We start from the raw sequence: 14,544 nt of genomic DNA, 5'->3' as shown, positions 1-14,544 counted from the left end.
GGAGAGGAACATCGGAGTATGCCCGCGTCGAACGCGGCCGAGATCGCACCGACGCCCTACGCCTGGGAGATCCGGGCCACCGGGCTGAAGGTGAGGGCCGGCAGGAAACGGATGGCCGTCGACGACCTCGATCTGGCGCTGGGCACCGGCGTACACGGTCTGCTCGGCCCCAACGGGGCGGGCAAGAGCACGCTGATCCGGGCGCTGGCCACCGTACTGCGCCCGGCCCAGGGCACCTTGGAGCTGCTCGGCGAGTCCGCGGGCGGCAGGGGCGAGCACCGTGCGCTGCGCCGCCGGATCGGTTATCTGCCGCAGGAGTTCGGCTACTACAAGCGTTTCACGGTTCGCGAGTTCGTCGAGTACATGGCGTGGCTGAAGGAGGTGCCCGGGAAGGACATCCCCGCGGCTGTGCAGCGAGCCGTCGAGCGGGTCGGTCTGGCCGACCGTGCCGACGACCGGATGAAGACGCTCTCGGGCGGCATGGTCCGGCGGGTCGGTATCGCCCAGGCCATCGTGAACGACCCGTCGATCCTGCTGCTGGACGAGCCCACGGTCGGCCTGGACCCGGCACAGCGGCTGCGCTTTCGTCAGCTGCTGCAGGAGCTGGGCACGGACACCTGCGTGGTCGTCTCGACGCACCTGGTGGAGGACGTGGCCGCCGCCTGCACCGACGTGGTGCTCTTCGCCGGGGGCCGGCTGGTGTTCCAGGGCACCCCGGACGAACTGGCCGCGGCCGGCGGTCCCGAGTACGTGGGCGACAGCCCCTTGGAGCGCGGCTACTCGGCCCTCCTCCAGGACCCGGAGCAGGCAGGGGGCTCGTGGTGAACACACGTGTGCTGCGCACCGAACTGAAACGGTCCGTCGCCCCCTGGGCCGGCGCCGTGGTCCTGACGTCCGCGCTGGCGTTCCTGTACCTGGTGAACGGCACGTGGTGGACGGGCACCACAGCGTGGACGGCCCAGTGGACGTCCATGGCCCTGTGGACCCGCGCCCTGCTGTTCTACCTGTGGCCGCTCGCCGTCGGGTTCGGTGCGTTGCAGGGGCTGCGCGACCGCCGCTCGAAGATGTCCGAGCTGCTGACGACCACGTCGCGGCCCGCCTGGCACCGCGCCGGCGCTCTTGCGGGCACGACGGCGACGACCCTGGCCTCGGCCTTCGCACTGCTCGTCCTCACGGGCGGGGTCCAGGTGCTCGCCCACACCGCGTACACGCACCTGGGATGGCTGCCGATCTCGCTCGTTGGCGCACTGTCCCTCGCCGCGGGAGCCGTACTCGGCATGGGGGCGGCGCGCGCCCTGCCGTCGGTGCTCACCCCGCCACTGCTGACCGTGGGCGCGTTCGCGTTCACGGCACTCATGCAGACCACGCTGGGCCGGACGCAGACGGCCACGGCCTCGGGGATCCCGCGCACCGAGCCGAACCGGATCTCGCTGCTGTCCCCGGCGGTGCAGGACGTCCGCGACACTCTCGACACGCTCTCCCCCGCCGTGCACCTCGGGCAGACGATCTGGCTGCTCGGCATGGCCGCGACCGGCTTCGCGCTGCTGGTCGCCGCGACCCCGCGGGCCCGGCTGCTCGCCCTGGCGCCCGTCCTGGCCGGCGCGGGGATCGCCCTGCTCGTCCTCCCCTCCGACCCGAACCGGATGTACGTCCTCGACAAGGCCGCCGCGGAGCCGGTGTGCGACGGCCCGGTGTGCGTGACCAGGACGCACCAGGCACAACTCGCCGACGTCGCGGGGCCGGGCAGGCAGGCGCTGGGCCTGCTGCACGCCGCCCTCGGCAGCCGGGCGCCCGTCTCCGTCCGCGAGAACACCACCGTGCTGCCGGAGGGGACCACGCCCAGGTGGTCGAGCAGGGCGGTGCCCGTCGACTTCGACGACGACGTCATCACCGCCGCGAAGGGCGCGGAGCTGACCTGGGCCCTCGTCGGCGAGGGCATGGTGCCGGGGTGCACCCCCGTCGGCTGGAGCGGCACGGGCGAGGAGGATGTCGCGCGCACCGTAGCTGTGGGCTGGGTCCTCGGGGAGCTGAGGTCGCTGCCGGGTTCGACGCCGAGCCGGCGCCACTACGCCGACACCGCGGCCCGCCCGGTGTGGAAGAAACTCAAGGCGCTGCCGCGGGCCGAGCAGCTCGCGCGGATCGACGCGATGCGTACGGCCGCGTTCTCGTGCAAGGGAGACGTGCTCCAAGCGCTGGCCGGCAGCGCGTCCCGATGAGATGGCTGACGCTGTACGCCCGCTCGCGCCGAGTACCCGCGTCGCTCGCCGCGGCGGTGACCGGCGCGGTGGTGCCGTGGGCACTCGCCGGCGACGGCGGCGGGGCGCCCGCGGATCCGCGGCTGCCCGCCCTCGTCCTCGCCACGGGTGCGATGGCCGCCTCGATCGGGCTCGGCGGGCAGGACACCGAACTGGACCGGACCGCTGCGATCCGCTGGGTGCCCCGCAGAGCTGCGCACGTGCTGCTTTCCGCCGTGGCCGTCGCCGCGGTGCTGCTGGCGGTTCAGACCATGGGGAAGGACCTGGCAGCCGCCGAGTTCGTCGTCCGGGACGGTGCGGGCCTGATCGGGCTGGCCGCACTGGCCGCGGCGCTCTCGGGCGGTCCGTACGCGTGGACGCTGCCGTTCGCCTGGCTGTCCTTCGCGTCCTTCGCTCCGGCTCGGACGAACACGGCGATGGAGGTGGCCGGCTGGTTGCTGCTGCCTCCCGGCACCGCGACGGGCACATGGACAGCCCTCGTCCTTCTGCTGTCCGGCACCACCGCCTACGCCGTCGCCGGCCCGCGATGCTGACGGGTCCAGACCACCCACCGCACCCGCTCCCGCGGGCGGGCCCGAACCAGGCGCGAGCTACTGTCCAGCGGGCCTCACTTCCTGGAGCATCCGTGAGAAATGGTGGAAGCGCGCGAGAGAACCGGTGCCCGGCTCACGATCCCGGTCCGCCGGTGGTGGGTGGTCGGGAGGTCGGGACCGCGGAAATCATGCGGTGAATCGCCGCCGACCGTTCCCGCAGCGAGTACTGGGCCGCCCGGGTCCGCGCGCTGCTCGCGGACCCGCAGCACGCCGCACCGTACTTCCAGGCGGCGCTCGCGGACGACACGCTCGAGCAATGGCCGTTCGAACGTGCACAGACCCGCTGGACCACGGCGACTCGCCGCGCAGACAGCGCCGCATCGCCGAAGCCTGCCCGCCGCTGACCGCGGCCCGTGGCCCGACCAGCTCCGCGACGTGGTGGACGGCACCCTGTCGGGCGGCGGCACCCCGGGGCTGAGGAACACGAGGATCACGGGTCACGGTTCCAGATCAGGCACCAGTAGCTGCCGGCCTGTCCGGTGCCCACCGACGTCAGGCCGGTCGGGATCAGCGCCGGATCAGGCCGCCCGAAAGCCGACAGAGAGCAGGCGGGGTCGCCGACCACCCCGGCGGCCTCCATACGCCTGGCAGCGGCCGTTGCCGCCGGGCTCGTGTACCACAGCGTCGACGGCCCCCGCGGAAGCGACGTCGCGGACGGTGCCGGAGGCGGGGTCGATGGCACGCTCGGAGGCGGCGTCGATGGCAGCGTCGACGGCGGCCTCGGAAGCGACGTCACTGACGGCGTCGCGGGCAGCGTCGACGGCGGTCTCGGAAGCGACGTCACTGACGGCGTCGACGGCACTCCTGGAGGCCGCGTAGGTGTCACCGGTGGCGGTGGTGGCACTGGTACTACCGGTGCTACCGGTGCCACTGGGGCCACTGGGGCAGCCGTCGGTGGGGTCCTCACCGGCGGCTTGGCTGCCGAGGACCGTGCGGGCGTCGGCTCCGGCTTCGGTTTCGGCTTCGTCGGGGGCAGCGGGGCGCCTGTCGTCCTCCCCTGTGTCGGCTGGGGGTGTTTGCTGGACGGTGTCGGTTGCCGAGGAGGGCTGCTGGACGGCGTAGGGGTGGGCCCCGGCGATCGGGGGGGCGTGGGCAGCGTGAGGCCCGACGGCGTCGGCCGGGGCGTGCCGTGCTCCTGCGTCACCAAGGCCCACACACCGATGCCACCGAAGACGAGCACGGCTGCACCGCCCGCGATCCACGGGGCACGCCGGTGTGGGCGTCGGTGACGGTTCATGGTTCCTACTGTCCGAAAGCGACAGCAGTGTTGCCACTCGTGCTGCGTTCGGCCTATCGAGGGGCACCGGGACCAGGCCTCCGGAATCGCGCGCCTGCTGCCGAAGCCGGGCAACCGGGGATGGAGAGGTCGGCAGCAGCCCGGTCGGCTTCGGGAACGCTGTCCATCACAGCGACGCACTCACCCGGTCCGCCCCGCCCAGGAGAGTGAACGACCGCCGGTGAACACACGACCACCCACCGCTCGAGATCGAGCACCCGGCGAAGGTCCGGGGCGCCGGGATGCCGAACAACTCCGCAAACGAGGCGGGCGCGTTCTCCCAGCCCGCTTCCCTGGCAAAGCCGTACGAGTCCAGGGTCAAGGCGAGAGTCTCGTGCCGTATCCGCGTCTGAACGTCGCGGTTCGGTACGCCCGAAGCCACCAAGACGGCGTCCATGCACTCACGCAGGTCACGGAACGTGCGGACTTCACCGCGCGGCGGTGATGCCACGGTCCCTCGGGCCCCGGGTAGTACGCGAGGAGTCGCGCCGAGGCTCGACCTCGGCCAGGGGGTAGGGGCGTCCCTGATAGAGGACGCCGATCATCGGCTTGCCCGCGGCGCCGACGCGCGGACCGGCTCCACCTGGCGCTCCGGGAGTTCGACACAGGCCACATCCGTTCCCTCGCCCTCGGTGATCCGGGTCCCGAACCATCCCGCGCGTCGGCCGATGGCCGGCACGACCGCATCGGCGTCATCGGCCGTCCTTTTCACCCCGTCTTCGGCTATCCTCCGAAGGATTCTCCAGGGCCGTGCAGGGCCCGCTGGAGCTGGCTTCGCCCCGGGGCTGGGCCGCAACTCGCCGAGCGGAGCCCCGTGTTGTCCTCGCCGTACCCCGATCGTGCCCGACGACCTTCCCGGATCTCGAAGGAGCATGAATTGCGTGTGAATGTGCGTGTTCGACGGCGCCCGCAATTAACGGGGTTTCGCGCAATGGCAACAGTTGCGGTGTCCGCGGCCCTCGTCGTGCCCCTCGCCGCGACCCCGTCAACTGCGAACACGATCCACGAGAGTACGGCGGTCCGACAGGACGGCACCGCGGAGACACGCGCTCACCTGCGGGAGCTGGCGCGGAAGTTGGTGGAAGAAGGAGTGCCTGGGGTGATCGTGCGCGTGGACGACGGTCACGGCAGGCCCATCGAGATCTCCGAGCAGGCCGCCTGGACGAAGAAGGACCATCGGCTCAGGGCGGACGACGAGGTGCGAGAAGCGTCCAACACCAAGACGGTGATGGCCGCCCTCGTCCTGCAACTGGTCGCCGAGCACAGACTCGCCCTCACCGACCCGGTCGACAAGTGGCTGCCCGGCCAGGTGCGCAACGGCAGAGCGATCACCCTGCGCATGCTGCTCAACCACACCAGTGGGTTGTTCGACTACACCGACGACCCCGCCCTCGTACCCGCCCTCACCGGCCGGGACTCCCACGTATGGACGTCGACGGAAATCCTGAGCCTGGTGAGCAGACACCCGGCACTGTTCGAGCCCGGCACCGAGTGGTCGTACAGCAACACCAACTACATCGCGATCGGCGCCGTCCTGGAGAAGGCCACCGGCAAAAGCCTTGCCGCGCTGGTACGGGACCGGATCGCCGGCCCCCTGGGGCTCCGGCACACCTTCTATGCCACCGGCTCCGCCTGGCACGACCGGCACGCGCACGGCTACGAACCCGACGCCGCCCACATGCCACCGGACGTCCCCGACGAGTTCAGGAACTACGCCGGACCGCAGCACGACGACCACGTGGACGTCACCGGCGACTACGTCACGGCCGACGGAGCGGATGCCGCGATCGTGTCCACCGCAGGTGACTGGTCCCGTTTCTACGGCGCACTGATGTCGGGCCGCCTGCTGCCCGCCGCCCAACTCGCCGAGATGCGCACCACCGTGCCGGAGGACGGCTCGGGGGACCCGGACGAGCTCGCCTACGGGTTGGGCATCGAGACGGCGAAGACCTCCTGTGGCACGGTCTGGGACCACGTCGGCGTCGTCCCGGGCTATGCGACCTACAACGTCACCGACTCCACCGGCCGTCGCACGGCCGCCTTCTTCTTCGCCACGTCCACTCTCACCAAGCAGGCGCACCAGACCGGCGCGGCCCTGATGGACGCGGTCAACTGCGCCATTTTCGACTGACCTGCGCGTTGCCGTGGGAGCCGCCTCCGGATCACGATGCGAAACGCCTAGTCGTGCTGCACAGCCTCAGAGAGCGTCTGGTCCCGGCGAGGTCGTTCGGTAGCGTTTCCAGGGGCGAGCGGGTCTGCGGCGGCCGGACACTTGGACGAACAGGCTGCCACGTTTCGCAATCGCCCACCCCCTTGACCAGGGCCTTTACTCGTTCGTCCGGGCCGACACACTGACCCAGAAGGTCCGCGAGGGCGGCCGCATCGTCGACGTCCCTCGACACCGAGGCCCGGTGAGCGTTCTGGCGCTCGCCGGGCCCCTCACACCTTTTCACCCCGTTCCGCAAGTACGGCTCAGGCCCAGGACGTCACCGGCAAGAACGAACTGTCCTGCCGGAACAGGTCGGTGCCGTTCGAGATGTCCACGCGGAGTTGGTAGTTGTAGTGGCGCAGGTAGTAACCCGGGTAGTTGTACGACTCGAAGCGGACCGAGCCGCTGGTCGAGCCCGTGCGGGCGATGAACGTGGCGTCCTGGGCGAACGTCGTCGTGCCGTCGTTCGCGTCGAAGCGGCCCCGGAAGGCGTAGTGGCGCAGGTAGTTTCCGGAGGCGTCGCGGAAGGAGCAGGCGTTGGCGTCGGCGAGGCCCGCGACGACCGTGAAGGTGGCCGCCTGCTTGTCGGTGGTGGCGCTGGAGCTCGTCACCACCGGGAGGTTGAGGAGGGCGGACACCTCTTCCCAGTACCTGGTGGGGTAGTTGACCGACTGGAAGGAGCGGGTCGCGTTCTTCGTCAGGGACGGGCCGCCCGACACCGTCTCCTTGATCACCGTGAAGTGCCGGGCCGTGCCCGAGAGGGTCGGCAGGGCGGTCGGTGTGGACCACGTGGCGAAGGTGTCGTGGCTGTCGCTGTAGTAGTAGTTGCCGTCGCCGTAGCCGTCGAAGAAGATCCGCCAGGCGCCGTTGTCGAGCTGGATCACGGAGGGGCCCTCGCGGTAACTGCCCCAGCCCGCCCAGTCACCGGTCCTGGAGATCGTGTAGGGGCCCTTGAGACTGGCGGCCGTGCCGTACTCGATGTACTTCGCCGTCTCGTTCTTCGTGAACGCGTGGTAGGTCGAGCCGACCTTCACGATGTACGTGTCGATGTGGTTCGGGCCGATGCCGGACAGGGCGACCGGTGAGGTCCAGGCGGTGAGCGCGGAATCGGTCGCCGTCAGGACGTACGGGGTGAAGATCCACTCGTCGTCCGTGGTCGAGCAGGACACGATGACGTTGACGCTGCCGTCGCCGTCCACGAACCACTCGGGCGCCCAGGCCCGGGACAGGTTCGTGAGGGGGATCGTGTAGTCGTACAGGAACGTCCAGTCGACCCGGTCGGCGCTGCGGGCGAAGCCGATCGTGGTGCTCTCGTCCTCCCAGGTGTGGGTGGTGTAGGTGACGTAGTAGTAGCCGTCCGTGTGCTTGAAGATGCTCGCGTCGCGGATGCGGTTGCCGGGCGGTGTGTAGGCCGAGGACTGCAGGAGGCGGAAGTCCGTGGCGTCGTCGGACTGGTAGACGTTGACCGTGCCGTCGTCGCTGTCGAGGAACGGGACGACGGTGTAGCGGGTGGCGTAGCCGCTCGTGGGCGCGGCGGCCTCGGCCGCGCCGAGCAGGCCGGGCAGTTCGCCCAGGGCCAGGGCCGTCGCGGGCAGGGCGGCCAGCGCGCGCAGCAGGGTGCGACGGGACGGGGCGGGGGGACGTGTGGTCACGGCGGCTCTCCGGGGGGCTCGTGCAGACGCGGACACAGCAATGCGTCCGGCATTTCGAACTGAGTTCGATAAGTCGACGCAGAAAGTAGAAGTCGCGGCAGGTGCACGTCAATGCTCTGTGCAGGACTGGGGCGCCCCTGCGCGCCGGCTGTGGGAAACCTGTCCCGGGGAAGCCGGATCGACGTTACTCTCCGGTAAACGCTGCGCCCCGGAGGTGGGTCACCGTATGCCGTACGACCGTTCCGCAGGTCTCGCCGAGTCCGTACGCGCCCTGGCCGCAGGGGAGTTGACCTCGCGCCAGCTGGTCGAGGAGTGCCTCGCGCGCGTCGAGGCCACGCAGGGCTCCCTCAACGCCTTCCGGATCGTGCGCCGTACGGCGGCCCTCACCGAAGCCGACGCCGCCGACCGGGAGTTGGCCGCCGGGGTACGCCGGCCGCTGCTCGGGGTGCCGGTCGCGGTCAAGGACGACACGGACGTGGCCGGCGAGCCGACCGCCTTCGGCTGCCCGGGCGAGTTCCCGCCGGCGGCGGAGGACGGGGAGGCGGTACGGCGGCTGCGCGCGGCCGGAGCCGTGATCGTCGGCAAGACCAATACGTGCGAGCTCGGGCAGTGGCCGTTCACCGAGGGACCGGCCTTCGGCGCGACCCGCAACCCGTGGCAGCCGCTGCACACGCCGGGCGGGTCCTCGGGCGGCTCGGCGGCCGCCGTCGCGGCGGGACTGGTGCCGGCCGCGCTCGGCTCGGACGGCGCCGGATCCGTGCGCATCCCGGCCGCCTGGACCCACCTCGTCGGCATCAAACCGCAGCGCGGCCGCATCTCCACCTGGCCGCCCGGCGAGTCCTTCCAGGGCATCACGGTCAACGGCACCCTGGCCCGCACGGTCGCCGACGCGGCCCTGCTGCTGGACGCGGCGAGCGGGAACCATCCGCAGGACCCGCACCGGCCCGCCCCGTTGACCCTCGGCGACGCGGTCGGCCGCGATCCCGGGCGGCTGCGCATCGCCCTCTCCCTCAAGCCGCCGTTCACCGCGCTCCCCGCCCGGCTCCAGCCGGAACTGCGCACCCGCGTCCTCGAACTCGCGGACAGGCTGACCGCGTTGGGCCACACCGTCGAGGAGGCCGACCCGCCCTACGGCCAGATCGGGCTCACCTTCGTCCCGCGCGCCACGGTCGGGATCGCCGAGCGCGTCCGCGAGGCACCGCATCCGGGCCTCCTCGACCGGCGCACCCTGGAGGCGGCCCGCCTGGGCCGGCTGCTCGGCGGGGCCCCGCTGCGGGCCGCCCGGCGCGCGGAGGCCGCCCTGCGGGCCAGGATCGGCGCCTTCTTCACCTCGTACGACGTCGTCCTCGCGCCGACCACCGCCGCGCCGCCGCCCCGCGTCGGCGCGCTGCTCGGCCTGGGTCAGTTCGCCACCGACCGGGCGATGATCGCGGCCTGCCCCTACGCCTGGCCGTGGAACGTGCTGGGGTGGCCGGGGGTGAACGTGCCGGCCGGGTTCGTCGGGGACGGGCTGCCGGTGGGCGCGCAGTTGCTCGGGCCCGCGGACAGCGAGCCGTTGCTCGTCTCCCTCGCCGCCCAGCTGGAGGCCGAACTGCGCTGGCACGAGCTCTGGCCGCCGCAGGCCACGGCCGTCGACGCCCCGGCGGCGTAGGAGCAGGCCACTTTCCCGTGGCTTGACCTGCCCGTACCCTCTGACCATGGACGATGCGTCGATGGTCGGGCTCGTGGGGCGGGTCAGCGGAACGATCGGGCCCGGGCTCGTCGGCGAGGTGATCGTCCGGGTGCGCGGGGGCGCCGAGCACTTCCTCGCGTACGCCGCCGACGGCACCGGCCGGATCGAGCGGGGCACGGTGGTGATGGTGGTCGAGTACCTGCCGCCCCGGACGGTCTACGTCACGCCCGCGTACGACAGTTGAGCGGGCATAGCCCCAGGTGAGGGGCGTATGCGTCAAGATTGCAACAAGGAATCGTCAGCGTCTTCTCCCGGCGCTCGCGCGGGCGCACACTCCCTTCGTTCGGTGCCGAAAGGGCACCATTCAAAGGGGGCGTATGCCGATGGTTGTCGGCGTCGTTGCGGGGGTGGCGGTTCTCGCCGTTCTCGTGCTGATCGGTGTGTTCAAGATGATGTGGCGGGTGGCCGAGCCGAACGAGGCGCTCATCATCTCCGGTTCGAAGCATCGGACCGAGGGTCTCGAAGAGGGCATGGGGTTCCGGATCGTCACGGGCCGCGGCACGCTGGTGCTGCCGGGCGTGCAGGCGGTGCGCAAGCTCTCCCTGGACCTCAACGAGACCGAGTTGTCGGTGGACTGCGTGACCCAGCAGGGCATTCCACTGAAGGTGCGGGGTGTGGTCATCTTCAAGGTGGGTGACGACTTCGTGTCGATCGCCAACGCGGGCCGCCGCTTCCTGGACCAGCAGAAGATGATGTCCGAGCGGGTGCACAACGTGTTCGCGGGTCATCTGCGGTCCATCGTGGGCGGGTTGACGGTCGAGGACATGATCCGCGACCGGGACAAGCTCACCGGGCAGACCCGGGCCGCCTGCGGCACGGAGATGGAGAAGCTGGGGCTCATCGTGGACTCCCTGCAGATCCACGAGATCGAGGACCCGACCGGGTACATACAGAACCTGGCGATGCCGCACGCGGCAGCCGTGCAGCGGGACGCCCGGATCGCGCAGGCGGAGGCGAACCGTCTCGCCACCGAGGCGGAGCAGCAGTCGTTCGCCCGGATGGCGGAGGCCACCCGGGACAGCGAGATCCTCCAGGCCGGCTACCAGGCCGAGCGGGACAAGGCGGCCGCCCAGGCCCGGCAGGCGGGTCCGCTCGCCGACGCGGCCGCACGGCAGGAGGTCGTGGTCCAGGAGACGCGGGTCGCCGAGCTGGAGGCGCACCGGCGCGAGCAACAGCTCCAGGCGGACGTCCGCAAGCCGGCCGACGCCAGGGCCTACGAGAAGCGGACGCTGGCCGAGGCCGAGCGTGACGCGCGTATCTCCGCCGCCCAGGCGAAGGCGAAGGAGACCGAGCTGGCGGCGGCGGCCGAGGCGACCCGGGTCAAGACGGCCGCGGGCGCCGAGGCCGAGGCGACCAAGTCCCGGGGTACGGCCACCGCGGCGGCGACCCGGGCCACCGGTGAGGCCGAGGCGGCCGCCGCACAGGCCAAGGGGCTGGCGGAGGCCGAGGCGGCCAGGGCGAAGGGTCTCGCGGAGGCGGAGGCCATCAAGGCGCGTGCCGCCGCCCTCGCGGAGAACCAGGAGGCCGTCGTCGCCCAGCAACTCGCCGAGAACTGGCCGGAGATCGTCAAGGCCGGCGCCTCCGCGTTCGGCAACGTCGACAACATGGTGCTGCTGAACGGTGCCGACGGCATGGCCGAGTTGTTCGCCAAGGCGCTCACCATGGGCGGCACGGGGCTCGGTCTGGCCCGCCAGCTCCTTGCCTCGATGAACCAGAACGGGCAGGCACCGGCCGGGACTTCGCCGGTCCTCAACGGGGCCACGGCCCCGACGTCGCAGAAGGTGCAGGTGGAGGAGGGCGGCGAGTAGCAGCCGGAGAACAACCGGAGCACAGGGGTGCCCCCGGCCGTGGCCGGGGGCACCCCTGTGGTCACTCCTGCGCGTTGAGCCGCTGCAGCAGGTCCAGCAGTGTCGCCCGCTCCGCCGGCGACAGCCCGGCGAAGCAGCCGGCGAGCACCTCGCCGGCCACCCCGTGTCCGGCCGCCAGCATCCGCTCCCCGTCGGGGGTGAGGCGGTGCCGGATCCGCCGCCCGTGGCCCGGCTGCCGTTCCACCAGGCCCTGCGCGGCCAGCCGGCCCACCAGCGTGCCGAAGGCCTGCTCGCTCTGGAAGGTGGCCGCGGCCAGCTCGCGTGCCGAGGCGCCCGGTGACCGGTCGATGGCGCGCAGTGCGTCCCACTGCGCGAGGGTGGTGCCGACGGCCGAGAGCGCGCTGTCCATCGCCCGGTGCTGCCGGTACTGGGCCTGTTTCACCGCTCTTCCGAGAACGTGCAGGTCATCTTGCATGGCTCCACTGTAACCGATGACTAAGCTTGTTTATATAAACATCCTTAGTTAGATTGGACGGCATGACGACGAACCGCATCGCCCAGGTGTACCCGGATCTCCCCATCTCCCTCACCGAGGCCGGTTCCGGCCGCCCGGTGCTCGTGCTCCACGGGGGCGGCGGCCCCGCCACGGTCGCCGGCCTCGCCGCCCGCCTCGCCGAGTCGGCCCACACCATCGCCCCGGTCCACCCCGGCTGGGACGGCACACCCCGCCCCGACTGGCTGACAAGTGTCGACGACCTCGCCGGCGCCTACCTCCACCTGCTCCAGGACGGTGAGTTGAGCGACGTCCTGGTCATCGGCTCCTCACTGGGCGGCCAACTCGCCACCGAGATGGCGATACGGGACACGGCCGGGCTGATCACCGGCCTGGTCCTCATCAACGCGGTCGGCGCGGACATCGACGGCGAACAGGTCACCGACTTCTTCGCGCTGGACCCGCGCGCCCAGGCCGAGCACTCCTGGCACGACCCGGACCGTTTCTACGTCGACCCGGCCGCCCTCCCCGCCGCCGAACTCGCCCGCCGCGGGGCGAACATGGCGACCATGCGGCTGCTCACGGACGGCGGCCGGATGACCGACCCGAAGCTGCTCCCCCGGCTGGGGCGGGTACGGCAGCCCGCGCTGGTGATCTGGGGCGAGAGCGACCGTATCGTCACGCCCGCGTACGGTGCCGCCTACGCGAAGGCCTTCCCGCAGGGCCGGTTCGAGCCGGTCCCCGAGGCCGGTCACCTTCCGCACCTCGAACGCCCCGACGTCACCGTCGAGTTGATCGAGGCGGAGCTGCGCCGCACCGGCACCCCGACTGTTCTCGCAGGCTGAGGCCCCTTAGGGTGCCCTCGTGACTGCGTTTATCGACGACGACAACATCCCCGGCCGGTACGGCCCCACCGCGACCGCCGAGGCCGACCCGCACGAGGTCGGCAAGGTGCGCACCGAGTACTCCCCCGCCCACGACGGCGACCCCGACCCCGGTGAGATCGTGTGGACCTGGGTGCCCTTCGAGGAGAACGACGGGCGGGGCAAGGACCGGCCCGTGCTGGTCGTCGCCCGGGAGGCGGCCGGCACCCTGCTCGCCGTCCAGCTGTCCAGCAAGCGGCACGACAACGACCGCGAGTGGGTGGCGATCGGCAGCGGGCCGTGGGACCGCACCGGGCGCGACTCCTGGGTGGACGTGGACCGCGTCCTGCGGCTGCACGAGGACGGCATGCGCCGCGAGGCCTGCGCACTCGACCGGGGCCGCTTCAACCTCGTACGCCACCGGCTGCACGAGCGCTACGGCTGGAACTGATCCGGGCGCTCCCTTGGTTGCGCGGCTCATTCACCGCGGGCCGGTGGGGGCTGGTCGCGCAGTTCCTCCCCCAGCCTTCGGCCGGAGGTACCCCCAGCGCCCCTACGGGGCGCGGGACCGCAGCCGACTTCACCAGATCCGCTCAGACCCCAGCGGTCCGGAACGCCTCGGCGAAGGCACCCCGGACCACGGATCCCGGCGTGCGGTCCAGGACCCCGAACACCACGTGTGCGAAGGTCCCGGCGAACCGTCCGCCGGGGCCCAGCAGCCCCCGGAAGGCGCCCGCGACCTGTGCGGGGTCGTTCTGGAAGACCCCGCAGCCCCAGGCGCCGAGTACCAGTCGCCGGTAGCCGTGCGCGGCGGCCACCTCCAGCACCCGTCCGGCCCGTACGGCGAGGGCCCCCGGCAGTTCGCCGGTCCGCTCCGGAGCCGTACGGCGGATCACACCCGCGTTGGGGGCGGCGGCCGTGAGGAAGCCCGCCCGGTAGGGCTCGGCAAGCAGCGCGCCACGGTCGTCGCGGAAGACCGGGACGGCCGGGGAGTGGATCACGCGGTCCGTGTAGAAGGGGTCGCGGTGCGCGCGGTGGTGGTCGTAGTACGCGGCGGCCTCGCGGACGCACGTGTACAGCGCGGAGGCGCGGCACAGGGCCTCCTCCTGCGCCTGGGCGCCGTTGAGGTAGCCGCCGCCCGGATTGCGGGCCGAGGCGAAGTTGAGCACGGCCACCGGGCTGTCGGCGAGGCGGCGGGCGGCCTCCAGGCTGCTCTCGCCGGTGACCTCCAGGACGGCGTCCGATGCGGTCGGGAGGGGATCCGGGACCGGCACCGGTTCCGGGCCGTACAGCCGCGTCCCCGCCCGTGCGGCCGCGATGTCGGCGGCCAGCAGGACCTGACGGCCGTCGGGCGCGCGGTAGCTCCCCGCCGCCACGATCTCTTCGGTCTGCCGTGCGATGCCGCGCAGGCGCGCGCTCATGGCGCCACCCCCGTGGACGCCATGGCAGCGGCCCGCGCGGCCTCCCCCGTCGTGCTCATGCACGCATCCTGGGTGATCCTGGTGGTGCCGTGCAACGGAGTTTCCCTGGCCCGAAACGGCCGGAAACACGAAAGGAAGCAGTAACAAAGCGGCAGGGAAGCAGAGGTTACCGATCTAGAACGTCCCGATAGGTGCCCTTGTGCGAATCGAGGTGAAGGTCTTGGGTGGGACGGACGATGCCG

General features: G+C 71.7%; 13 protein-coding genes. 9 read left to right on the top strand and 4 right to left on the bottom strand.

Annotation, left to right across the window (positions count from 1 at the left end; genetic code table 11):
- Positions 1-18: 18 nt before the first annotated feature.
- From ACFY6U_RS24675 to ACFY6U_RS24665, 3 genes are read left to right on the top strand one after another with little or no spacing between them, the layout of a single operon-like run.
- On the top strand, positions 19-825 hold the full coding sequence (locus ACFY6U_RS24675; protein WP_390041476.1) for an ABC transporter ATP-binding protein: 807 nt from the start codon (positions 19-21) through the stop codon (positions 823-825).
- The gene (locus tag ACFY6U_RS24670) at positions 822-2,216 is read left to right on the top strand and encodes a hypothetical protein (RefSeq protein WP_390041474.1); all 1,395 of its coding nucleotides are present in this window, start codon (positions 822-824) and stop codon (positions 2,214-2,216) included. The genes ACFY6U_RS24675 and ACFY6U_RS24670 overlap by 4 nt, the downstream gene beginning before the upstream one ends.
- A complete protein-coding gene (locus tag ACFY6U_RS24665; protein WP_390041472.1) occupies positions 2,213-2,788 on the top strand; it encodes a hypothetical protein in 576 nt (191 codons plus the stop codon). Before ACFY6U_RS24670 ends, ACFY6U_RS24665 begins: the two co-directional genes overlap by 4 nt.
- A gap of 490 nt (positions 2,789-3,278) precedes the next feature.
- Here the strand turns inward: ACFY6U_RS24665 and ACFY6U_RS24660 are convergent, their stop codons facing one another.
- The gene (locus ACFY6U_RS24660; protein ID WP_351497348.1) at positions 3,279-3,413 is read right to left on the bottom strand and encodes a hypothetical protein; all 135 of its coding nucleotides are present in this window, start codon (positions 3,411-3,413) and stop codon (positions 3,279-3,281) included.
- Positions 3,414-5,223: 1,810 nt separating this feature from the next.
- On the opposite strand from ACFY6U_RS24660, the gene ACFY6U_RS24655 reads away from it, so the two are divergent.
- Positions 5,224-6,255 (top strand): serine hydrolase domain-containing protein, encoded by a 1,032-nt coding sequence (locus ACFY6U_RS24655; RefSeq protein WP_390041471.1) that lies wholly within the window; start codon positions 5,224-5,226, stop codon positions 6,253-6,255.
- A gap of 341 nt (positions 6,256-6,596) precedes the next feature.
- Here ACFY6U_RS24655 and ACFY6U_RS24650 read toward each other — a convergent pair whose 3' ends face one another.
- Complete coding sequence (locus ACFY6U_RS24650; RefSeq protein ID WP_390041469.1) at positions 6,597-7,985, bottom strand: glycoside hydrolase family 43 protein; 1,389 nt, start codon at positions 7,983-7,985, stop codon at positions 6,597-6,599.
- A gap of 226 nt (positions 7,986-8,211) precedes the next feature.
- Here ACFY6U_RS24650 and ACFY6U_RS24645 point away from each other — a divergent pair, with 226 nt between their 5' ends.
- From ACFY6U_RS24645 to ACFY6U_RS24635, 3 genes are all read left to right on the top strand, one after another.
- Positions 8,212-9,636: an amidase gene (locus ACFY6U_RS24645; protein ID WP_390041467.1), complete on the top strand. Its 1,425-nt coding sequence runs from the start codon at positions 8,212-8,214 to the stop codon at positions 9,634-9,636.
- 46 nt (positions 9,637-9,682) lie between these two features.
- On the top strand, positions 9,683-9,901 hold the full coding sequence (locus ACFY6U_RS24640; protein WP_351497368.1) for a hypothetical protein: 219 nt from the start codon (positions 9,683-9,685) through the stop codon (positions 9,899-9,901).
- A gap of 133 nt (positions 9,902-10,034) precedes the next feature.
- On the top strand, positions 10,035-11,525 hold the full coding sequence (locus ACFY6U_RS24635; protein WP_390041465.1) for an SPFH domain-containing protein: 1,491 nt from the start codon (positions 10,035-10,037) through the stop codon (positions 11,523-11,525).
- Positions 11,526-11,586: 61 nt separating this feature from the next.
- On the opposite strand, the gene ACFY6U_RS24630 is transcribed toward ACFY6U_RS24635, so the two are convergent.
- Positions 11,587-12,000, bottom strand: coding sequence for a MarR family winged helix-turn-helix transcriptional regulator (locus ACFY6U_RS24630; RefSeq protein WP_390041463.1), 414 nt, complete (start codon positions 11,998-12,000; stop codon positions 11,587-11,589).
- Positions 12,001-12,062: 62 nt separating this feature from the next.
- Between ACFY6U_RS24630 and ACFY6U_RS24625 the strand changes: the two genes are divergently transcribed.
- Both ACFY6U_RS24625 and ACFY6U_RS24620 read left to right on the top strand, forming a co-directional pair.
- Entirely contained in the window at positions 12,063-12,863 is an 801-nt protein-coding gene (locus ACFY6U_RS24625; protein WP_390041461.1) for an alpha/beta fold hydrolase, read from the top strand.
- Between the two features lie 19 nt (positions 12,864-12,882).
- On the top strand, positions 12,883-13,332 hold the full coding sequence (locus ACFY6U_RS24620) for a type II toxin-antitoxin system PemK/MazF family toxin (protein WP_390041459.1): 450 nt from the start codon (positions 12,883-12,885) through the stop codon (positions 13,330-13,332).
- Positions 13,333-13,474: 142 nt separating this feature from the next.
- On the opposite strand, the gene ACFY6U_RS24615 is transcribed toward ACFY6U_RS24620, so the two are convergent.
- Positions 13,475-14,302, bottom strand: coding sequence for a TIGR02452 family protein (locus ACFY6U_RS24615; RefSeq protein WP_390041457.1), 828 nt, complete (start codon positions 14,300-14,302; stop codon positions 13,475-13,477).
- Positions 14,303-14,544 lie beyond the last annotated feature (242 nt).

Source organism: Streptomyces sp. NPDC013157 (genome assembly GCF_042899865.1).
Taxonomy (GTDB): Bacteria; Actinomycetota; Actinomycetes; order Streptomycetales; family Streptomycetaceae; genus Streptomyces.
The sequence above is the reverse complement of the archived record's forward strand: the minus strand, read 5'-3'. Positions and strand labels throughout refer to the sequence as shown.

Coding starts and splice junctions, on each gene's coding strand:
- ACFY6U_RS24675 (WP_390041476.1), top strand. CDS start 19: ATGCCCGCGTCGAACGCGGCCGAGATCGCACCGACGCCCTACGCCTGG.
- ACFY6U_RS24665 (WP_390041472.1), top strand. CDS start 2,213: ATGAGATGGCTGACGCTGTACGCCCGCTCGCGCCGAGTACCCGCGTCG.
- ACFY6U_RS24645 (WP_390041467.1), top strand. CDS start 8,212: ATGCCGTACGACCGTTCCGCAGGTCTCGCCGAGTCCGTACGCGCCCTG.
- ACFY6U_RS24640 (WP_351497368.1), top strand. CDS start 9,683: ATGGACGATGCGTCGATGGTCGGGCTCGTGGGGCGGGTCAGCGGAACG.
- ACFY6U_RS24635 (WP_390041465.1), top strand. CDS start 10,035: ATGCCGATGGTTGTCGGCGTCGTTGCGGGGGTGGCGGTTCTCGCCGTT.
- ACFY6U_RS24630 (WP_390041463.1), bottom strand. CDS start 12,000: ATGCAAGATGACCTGCACGTTCTCGGAAGAGCGGTGAAACAGGCCCAG.
- ACFY6U_RS24625 (WP_390041461.1), top strand. CDS start 12,063: ATGACGACGAACCGCATCGCCCAGGTGTACCCGGATCTCCCCATCTCC.
- ACFY6U_RS24615 (WP_390041457.1), bottom strand. CDS start 14,302: ATGAGCGCGCGCCTGCGCGGCATCGCACGGCAGACCGAAGAGATCGTG.